This is a genomic window from Eubacterium ramulus, assembly GCF_003122485.1.
In the GTDB taxonomy this organism is placed as follows: Bacteria; Bacillota; Clostridia; order Lachnospirales; family Lachnospiraceae; genus Eubacterium_I; species Eubacterium_I ramulus_A.
Genome location: NZ_JRFU01000027.1, coordinates 1 through 9,661 on the forward strand (window position 1 = coordinate 1; position 9,661 = coordinate 9,661).

Annotated in this window: 9 protein-coding genes and 1 pseudogene; all 10 read right to left on the reverse strand. The window is 37.9% G+C overall.

The window, feature by feature from the left end:
• The coding region (locus LG34_RS02655; RefSeq protein WP_146190173.1) for an Ig-like domain-containing protein at positions 1–1,087 on the reverse strand (1,087 nt) is incomplete at its 3' end.
• A 139-nt stretch (positions 1,088–1,226) separates the two neighbouring features.
• Positions 1,227–1,361 carry a hypothetical protein gene (locus tag LG34_RS17235; protein ID WP_270367275.1) on the reverse strand — a complete coding sequence of 45 codons (135 nt, stop codon included), beginning with the start codon at positions 1,359–1,361 and terminating at the stop codon, positions 1,227–1,229.
• Positions 1,343–2,086: pseudogene (locus LG34_RS17010) on the reverse strand (YfhO family protein). Before LG34_RS17010 ends, LG34_RS17235 begins: the two are co-directional and overlap by 19 nt.
• A 22-nt stretch (positions 2,087–2,108) precedes the next feature.
• Positions 2,109–2,912: a DUF4422 domain-containing protein gene (locus LG34_RS02670; RefSeq protein WP_109214757.1), complete on the reverse strand. Its 804-nt coding sequence runs from the start codon at positions 2,910–2,912 to the stop codon at positions 2,109–2,111.
• Positions 2,909–3,964 (reverse strand): sugar transferase, encoded by a 1,056-nt coding sequence (locus tag LG34_RS02675; RefSeq protein ID WP_109214758.1) that lies wholly within the window; start codon positions 3,962–3,964, stop codon positions 2,909–2,911. The genes LG34_RS02670 and LG34_RS02675 overlap by 4 nt, the downstream gene beginning before the upstream one ends.
• A complete protein-coding gene (locus tag LG34_RS02680; RefSeq protein WP_109214759.1) occupies positions 3,961–5,082 on the reverse strand; it encodes a glycosyltransferase family 1 protein in 1,122 nt (373 codons plus the stop codon). The genes LG34_RS02675 and LG34_RS02680 overlap by 4 nt, the downstream gene beginning before the upstream one ends.
• Before the next feature lie 145 nt (positions 5,083–5,227).
• Positions 5,228–6,742, reverse strand: coding sequence for a BCCT family transporter (locus tag LG34_RS02685; protein ID WP_181369268.1), 1,515 nt, complete (start codon positions 6,740–6,742; stop codon positions 5,228–5,230).
• A 20-nt stretch (positions 6,743–6,762) separates the two neighbouring features.
• A complete protein-coding gene (locus LG34_RS02690; RefSeq protein WP_109214760.1) occupies positions 6,763–7,470 on the reverse strand; it encodes an NTP transferase domain-containing protein in 708 nt (235 codons plus the stop codon).
• Positions 7,471–7,474: 4 nt separating this feature from the next.
• Entirely contained in the window at positions 7,475–9,121 is a 1,647-nt protein-coding gene (locus LG34_RS02695) for an NTP transferase domain-containing protein (protein WP_242979785.1), read from the reverse strand.
• A 4-nt stretch (positions 9,122–9,125) separates the two neighbouring features.
• Positions 9,126–9,661 (reverse strand): hypothetical protein (locus LG34_RS02700; protein WP_207657015.1); only part of this gene is annotated, 536 nt, incomplete at its 5' end.

Consider the following 9,661-nt stretch of genomic DNA (forward strand, 5'->3'; position numbering starts at 1 on the left):
CGAAATCTACTTTTCCTCCGCGGATATACCACCAGCCAAGATGATTTTTCTCCACGCTGTTGCAGCTAAAATCTACTTTTCCGTTGACGATCCGCCACCAGCCATTGACATTTTTATCCACACCGCTGTGTCCGAAATCTACTTTTCCTCCGCGAACATACCACCAGCCGTCTTCACTCTTTACAATGTCATTACAGTTAAAATCAACTTTTCCTCTGAAAATTCTCCAGGAGCCATTTTCATTGCTTTTTACACCTGTATAGGAAAAATCTACCTGACCATTTTTTACATACCACCAACCATTTGCATTTTTTCCAACATTGGTATAAGTACGATCTATGATACCATTTCGGTAGTAATACCAATTTCCATCTGCCGTATTTTTGCAAATACCATTCAACATATCGGCTGTAACTTCACAGGAAGCTGATACTTTCATTTCAGAATCATAAGCAGTAATCGTTGCTGTACCATTTTTAATCGGTGTAACCGTACCATTCTCATCAACTGAAATAACAGAAGGATCAGAAGATTCCCAGATCAGATCCTGATCAGATGCATCTTCCGGATAAATAGTAGCATCTAATTCAAATGGTGTATCATCTGTCACGTATTTTTTATCTGTATTAAATACAATTCCAGAAACAGGTACCCATTCTGTATCAGTTACATCCGTCACTTCATAGCAATCATTATCTGTACAATGGATACTTTTTGTTCCTTTCACACCAGGCTTTGCAGAAATATCTACTGTATAATCCTTATTCCACATATCTGCCTCATGTGTTTTATGTACATTTACCGTGTTCTGTGCCTGTTCAACATCACATTTATAAGTTACTGTCTCCCAGTCATCTCCTTTTTCACTATCGCCAACCGTATAATTTGTAACTTCATCAATATGACCATTATGACGAATTTCCAATGTTGGCAGTTCACTTTCCTGATTTGTATTCTCATCTGATAATACTGCAATCTCTGCCCCACTGTTATCATTTGATATTTCTGCTGCCAGTGCCGGTACTGCACACATGCCAGCCATCAGGGATACTGCTGCCAATCCCACTATTACTTTTTTTAATTTCATAAAACCACCTTTCTGCAAAAGGCTCTCACAGATTTCTCTGCATATCGGTCTTTTACTCAATCACTCTTAAGATTTTTACTCTTTTTCCAGAAAATGTCAATAGAATATTCAACTATTACTGTATATTGTCAAAATCTCATCAATCTGCGCTTGTTGATTTTTTTTCATAAGATTTGAATTCTTCTACATTATCTAATTTGTATTGTTTCAGAAGAATGGTACTATCTGCTACAAGTTCTCCAATAACTGCCACACTCAGCATAATACACAGCATCTGTTTACCTGCTTTTTTGCCTCCACAAACAAAAACATTTCCAGAAATACCCAGATTCCAGTGAAAATGCAGTTAATTCCGCCTGTGTACCAATTTAAGGAAATCGATATTCCAACACAAAGACTCAGATGCCACAGATTCTTTTTCCAGATCAGACGATAAATACCTAGTAAGATCAATGGAAGTAAGATCACACCGTCCAGCCACATTACATTACTGCTCTGTGCCAAACCATACTGACACAATCCATATCCCATAGAAAGGAACCAGATCCATACACGTCCCAACTGATTTTCAAATCTTCTGTTTAGCCAGATTCCTCAAGTCATAGATGCCAGTGCAAGTTTGATCAGGATCATCAAATCAAAAAACGTATGTAATTGCGTTTTATCAAAAAAATACACCAGCAAATTTAATGGAGATGCCAGATAATAACTGAATACTGTGATATTTGTTCCACCCAGTGTCTTGCCAAACGTATAACCAATATTGTTGCTTCCATGCAATACATCATGAAACCAGGCATAAAAATCCATGTATTGATAGTATACATCTGCGCTTGCCAGTGTAGAACCACCAAATGGTGCCAGACCTAATATTTTAAAAAGAATGATCAGAAGTACTGCCACACCTGTAAAACATCCCATATACAAGCTCAAACTCTTTATTTTAAGCTCCATATTAGCAAGTTTTACTCTGTGTGCCAATATCAATATTGCCTGCATATCCGCTCTCCATTACAAATAATCAGAAACTCTGTCCATACTTTTGGTTCTTAAATTTCGCTGCCAGAAAAGATTTAATCTTCTTGGGCCAGTTCTCTTTTCCAAGCTGAATACATGGCAACTCTTTATAATTCACCTGATTATATTCCATCCATACATCCAGCAACAATTCACTGATTCGTCCCATAAACCTCGCTTCATAAGGTGTCATTGCACTGGTATCAACTTTTTGCTCTACCTGACCCAATATTGCAAACAGCCATTCACAGTATGCATGATACAACTCTTTCTTCATAATAAACATATTAAACATATGTCCGCTTTTTCTCTGAAGCATTCTCTTGTAAGTCTCATAATATTCCGGGCATATCAACTGTATGATTTCCCCGGTAATATCTAAATGTCTGTGATCATGTGTATGCTCATAATGACTATATAAAGTTTCAATATAATAATTTCTTCGCGTCGGAACGATTACATCTGCATGCTCCAAGACATCCTGTGCCTTTTTTGAAGTAAGAATCGCACGTTGTTTATCCTGGCACAGCATCGCTGCCAGCTTTGAATTTTTATTTGAAATGTACCGTCTGTAATGCACTAACCCAATATAATCCGCATCCAGATTCTTCCATGCCCAATATATTCCTGTCAATTCACAATAATTTGCATTTTTTGCTGATATATTTTCGCCGCTGTCATCCCCCTGAAATCCAATCTCCTGTTTTGCAATCGCATGACCAACATGTAACGGTAAATACATCTCATCCGACGGCATCCAATATTTCTTATGTGCGGCAACTAATACTTTTATATTTTTCTTACTCATAATTTTAATATATCCTCTGCTGACAATATTGCATATTTGCCAAACTGACCTGTTCTCAGCTTTTCAGAAAGCTCTCTTACAGATTCAGCGTATTTATTATACGCGTTCTCATCCAACATTTCAAATTTTGCAGATAATTCCTTTAAAGAATCTACGCAAATTCCTACTCCCTGTTTCTCTACAAAATCTGCCTCCGCAGCTTCTTTCCAGATAATAACCGGCAAGCCACTCGACAAATACAGTGAAAGTTTGTGCGGGTTATTATATCGCAGATATTGTCCGGACTGTCCGACACAACCATCAATACTTGCACCGTCCCATACCAGACCAAATCCACTTGTCAGTTTTCCCGGAATCTCATCCGACGGGAAGCTTCCAAAATACTGTACATTTTCGCATTGATCCATCTTTTTGTCATAATTCATGCCATACAGTTTCACACTGACACCACTTAGTTCGCCAAGCTGACCGACATACCCGCATTTTTCTGTATCAAGATTTCCAGCTACTGTAATCGCTTTTTCAAACTTTGGTACATTGATAACACTTCCTTTTTGCAGATAATCAAAAATCTCAAGTGTCACAATTTTTTCTTCTGATACACCGCGTTCTATAAAAAACTGTTTCATCACTGCATTATGTACGATCAGTACATCTGCAATTCGCAGCATAAATTCAAATTCACCTTTATAATAATCATTGTAACGAAATGCCCGCAATTCCTCTACATCATGAATCAGACTGATAAATTTTACATGTTTTTTTTCTTTTAATTCCGTCAGTGTTTTCTCTCTGGTCAACTGCGGATAATGAAACGGATGCTGTAGCAGAATAACCGAATTTTCTTCTACTCTTTTCAGACATTCTGCCCAGTCTTTCCGATAGCCAATCTGACGCTGTACTTTTGCAAGCTTCGTTCTTTTTGTCGTATTCATGCGGATCAGGATTCTTTCATACTTCAGAACATCTGCAACCTCTGCAATGTCCTGCGTTGCTTTCGTTCCCGCATGATTATAATTTTCAGAAATTTCTACAATTTGATATTTCTTCATCTTACATCCTTTAAAAACAGTTTCTCTAATTTCACAGTTTCCGTCTCGATATTATATCCTTTTTCTGTAAAATTTTGTTTTACTTCCGAAACATCCAGACGTTTTGCCGTTTTCTGCATCTGACTCAAATGCTCACTCCATACTTCTGCCCCTTCATCCAGATCCAGGAATACAAAGTTGGAATTAATCTTCACTTCCTGTGGGATTACTTTTGCCGAAGCAAGCATCGGAACACCATTTGCCTGTGCTTCTAAGGCAGCGATTGGTAATCCCTCAAACTTTGATGGGAATAAAAAAGTATCAAATGCGCTTAACCAGCCACAGATATCTGTCTGTTTTCCCGCAAAATATACTTTTTCACTGATTCCATATCGCGCTGTCAGCATTTTCAGGTCTGTTTCATCCTCCCCCTGACCGATCAAAACCAGGCAGGCATTCGGATATTTTTTCAGAAAATGCTGAAAGATATCCAGACAAAACTTCTGATTTTTTTGAAAATGTAATCTGCCGACATTACCAATCACCCATGTTCGTTCATCACAATGCAGCTTTTTCCGATAGTTTCTGCGCTTTTCTTCATCAAAAGCCATGCGATCCACCGATATGGAATTTCGAATCATTACAACCTTCGGCAGCAATCGGTCTTCATAAAACCATTTTGCTGCATCTTCTGAGCATGTCCAAAAATCGGTTGCAAATTTATCAATGCGTTTTTTATTTCTTTCATGCAACATGCCACGCAGTTTACTGTCCATATTCTGTGAATTATGACTGTGAATAATTCTCCGTGGGATGCCATATTTTTTTGCCATAATCAAATAATCAATATTAGCCAGACTACAGACATTTACCCAGATCGCATCGTATGTTCCCTGTGAATCTTTAAAAAATGCTTTTAATTCCTTTTTATATTTTCCATAATTTTCACTGCGGGCTGTAATATGAAAAACGTTACCGCCCATGGCAGTCAGTTCGTCCTCATACGCCGCATCTTCATGAAAATTACAAAGAAAGTCAAATTGTATTTTTGTTTTATCAATACACCGGTAATAGTTCATGATCACACTTTCCACACCACCGGGATTTTCTGTCATTCCAAATACAAGAACTCTGTACATTTTCTTTTACTCCTAAAATAATCTGTCTGCATTTCCTATTTTTATCATTATGATAGATTTGACCATTTTTATACAAGTATATTATATACTCAAACCATCTTTTTCTGTACCTTTTTATTTTTAATTTTTTATTAAGTCACTGTAACTATTTTGTATCACTTTTGCTGATATACTTTTTCGCATCTTTAAAAAAGCTCCATATCATCAGAATCATGATGATTCCAATAGGAAACGCCGAAATAATACTGATCGACTGAATATTTCCCATAGAACTTTCTGAAAAAACAAGTGCGATCGGTAACACAATCAACAGAACACACCATAATAATGTAATTAATGTGTGCGGATGTTCATTTTCTCCAAGTTCTTTATAGCTATAGCATGCTGCAGTATACGCTATAGAATCAAAGGATGTTGCATAGAATGCAATCATACATACAAAAGTGAGAATCAGAATAAAAGGTGCACAAGGCATTGTCTGTATAATATTAAGGATCAAATCATACAAATCTCCGTTTGCCTTAAAGTGAGCAATAAAATCTACTCTTCCTGCTACCTGCAATCCCAGAGAATAATTGCCCAGCACAATAAAGCTTACAATTGTTGAGCCAACACCAAAAACGTATCCTCCAAGTATTGTCTGTTTTATCGTTCTTCCCTTTGAAATATTGCCAATAAAAAACGGAGCAGCAACACACCATACCATCCAGTATGCCCAATAATAAATGGTCCAGTCCTGTGGAAAATGATTTGCCCTGACAGGGTCTGTGTAGGTCGCTAATCCAATGAAGTTCTGTACCATTTTTCCAAGAGACTGAATTCCGTTTTCAATAATGAAACGTCCCTGACCGCCAAACACAAGCACAACAACCAGTAATCCAAAAAACAGATAAATACATAATTTTGCCAGAAAGCTGATTCCTTTAAAGCCATGTAACACTGCATAAGTATAAACAGCACATGTAATCAGCAAAATGATAATCGTCACGACCGTTCGGCTGACATGAATATGAAATAACCGCATTGCAATTCCTGCCAGCAGTGGAGTTGCAACGCTGAATGTTGTCGCTGTTCCTGCCAGCAAGGCAAACAGCGCAAACATATCTATTACACGTCCCAGCAGACCATCCGCATGTTTTCCGATAACCGGGCGGCATGCCTCTGAATATCTCTGACGCTTTCGCTTTCTTACATGAAGCATAAAACCAAATGCAACCGCAAGCACCAGATAAAACGCCCATGGAATGAAACTCCAGTGGAACAAAGGAAATACCCCTGCCCATTCATGCACTGGTCCAAGGTCCGCTATATGCGGATTTGTTGCATACATGATCCATTCAGCAAAGGAATAAAATAATATATCCGCTGCCAGTCCACAGGTGAACATCATACTTCCCCATACAAAAAATGAATATTTCGGTTTTTCATCAGGTTCGCCCAGTACGATATTTCCATACTTTGAAAACGCCAGATAAACAGATATCAATAAAACGCCTAAGCCAATGATCAAATAATAGCTGCCCAGTGTATCTCCAAGAAAAAATCTTATCTGATGTATTACATCATTGGATTCTCTCGGCCATATAAACAAAATCACTGCAATACCAACAATTATAATAAATGGCACTAACGTGACCATCCAGTCTATTTTCTTCTTCATTTCTCCTCCCCTGCATTTCATCACATATCTTTATATGATCCATCTAATGCTATCAGTTCCTCCAGATTATCGATTTCAATTACATCATCCGCATTCATCGGACGAATACCCAGTTCATACTCGTCCGCATGACAAAACATTACAACATCATCCCAGTAAATCTGTCGGTTATATTTCTCATTAAATTCCAGTTCCAGGTGATGTTTCAGACGCTTTCCATCTGCTTCGTTCCATCTTGATACAGAATACAGCTGCCATCCGCCTTTTCCACCGGTTCTGCTACATGAAGTAACAATCCCTTTTTCCACCGTCATCAGCCATTCCTCTGTCTCGTCATCTGTCCAAACTGCATTGTATCCGGATCTATCAAATTCCGGGGCCAGAATTTTCTCATGGTAAATGATCTGGTCTCCATCCAATATAATGGCATTTTCTATATAATCTCTTGCCACATATAATGATGAAATATTATTACAGGTGTCATAAAATGGATTTTCAATGAGCTTCACGTTTTCATATTCTTTGGGCAATATCTCAAATTGATCTTTCAGATATCCAACTACAATATAAATTTCAGATATTCCATTTTTATGCAGCGCTTCAATTACACTGTCGATCATTCTCTTTCCATTTACTTTTACCAATGGCTTTGGTGTATGCAGCGTTACCGGTCTCATTCGGGTTCCTTTTCCCGCAGCCATAATGATTGCTCTTTCTACTTTATACATGTTCCTATATCTCCACTTTTCTTCTCTCAGTCTCTACAATCGCATAATACTCTTTTGCATATCTGTATTGCCGTAGCGAATATTCTCCAAATTCAACACCAAGATTTCGCTTATATTCGCACCAGTTGCTCCACAATAAACCACATATCGCTATATATGCATAAATTTTTATACGGATGTTTTCTGCACACCCCTCTGTAAAATAAGCATCGATTGTCTGATCAATATGTGTTCTGTTATACATAGCATAAATGCAAAACATCGCAATATCCACATGCGGATCCTGCATTGCTGCATATTCCCAGTCAATCAGCCTGATGTCAGTTTCTTCCGGATTTTTCTCCCAAAACAGAAAATTATCCGGAACAGCGTCAATATGTGTCAGTACTTTCTGCCCACAATACTGTTCCACATACGATTTCAGCGAAAATACTTTCCTTTTCGTCTCCGCATAATCTTTAAAAGTGGAAGGGCTTCCCTCCCACAATTGCTCATAAAATTGAATATGTTCAAACAAATCAAATTCGTGATTGACCTTCAGCTTTAATTCATGAAACTCGCGCAACTTTTTCATACATTTCTTCACATCTTCCATCTGCTCTGCATCGCAGTTTCTGACAGAGTTCATATATTCTGTAATTTTATATCCGTTCTCCGGATTCATATAAATTACCCGGTCACATATATGATAATCTGCTATCTTCTGATAAACTTCTGCTTCCTCACGTCTGTTGATCAGTTTATCTGTCCCCTCACCGGGGATTCGCATAATATACTTTTTCTCTTTGCATTCAAATAAAAATGACCGGTTGGTCATTCCCTTTTTCAGAACCGTAATATTCTTTATATCCTTTTGCGACACCTGGAACACTTCTTCAATAATCTGAATCGCATCTGTTTTTAACTGATCACAACCGCTGTCCAACTCCCGTAACTGTTCAAATGTATTAATTTCTACTACATCTGCTTCATCTACTACTCTGGCCGGCACGATCATTTTTCTTTTTTCATACAGCGTTTCTTCCCAGAATGCACTCGTATAACAGGATGTACTGCACATCTCTTTTATCCGTTGTTTTACCAGCTGCGCTTCCTTTCCTGTCAAATAAGAAATACCAATCATACCATTTCCGGCATCTGTCTCTGATATCAGATTCAGTTCCATATTTTGGTTTACTAAGACACAGCTGTCTGGTTTTAAAGAATTATTTACCATGTACCAGGAGTATAATTCCTGTTTTCGGAACAGATTATGTTCACACCAGATATCACATGGAACAATATACGTATTTGAAATATATTTTTCTGCACATTTCAGTGAATACAGGTTATTTTTCGTTGTATATTCCGGATTTACGATCAACTCCACCCGATATTCATCAATCAGATATTCATATCTTTCTTTCATAAATCCAACTACGATATATATATCGTATATTTCCGCTTCATGAAGCTGCCGGATCAACCTTTCGATTAGTGGTTCCCCGTGAATCTCTAGAAGTCCTTTGCTCACTTCTGTATTGATTGGAACCATCCGCATACCATATCCGGCGGCCAGAATAATTGCATTTTTTGGTGATGCCGCATGAATCTGCGCTTTCGTTTTACCATTCCTTTGCATATTTACATCCACATAGTAGTTCTCTTCCATCAACCTAATCCTCTGTCCGCATTTCTTTTTTTTCATTCTGCTTTGCACGCAGTTCATACACTTTTCCACACAAATAATATTGCTGAAATTTTAAAAGCAATATTGGCATCATACGCGCAGATCTGCAGGAAGCTACCGGTACAGCCTGCAATGCTTTCTGAAATATTTCCTCCCGCAGAATCTTCTTCAATGCCTTCACCTTTTCTGAAAAAGCCACTCTGTTTCCCGCGGAAAATACTTCTCTGACCATCATTATATTCAGATGCATTAAAATATACACCTGATAAGCCTGATATAACTGTTGGTCATTCTCTGGTATCGCATTCTGTGTTGTCTGCAGAGATAACAGGTATCCTTCCGTCTTCTTCCCGTCATATGTCCGCATTGCAGAACCTGCATCCGTAGAATAATGATAACAGGATTCCTGTGAAAAAATGATCCTGCCACATTTTATTATATACCGAATCAGGAAATCACTGTCTTCAGCCAGGCTTAATTTTTTATTAAAATCTAATGAAGATTGCTGAATAATACTATGCC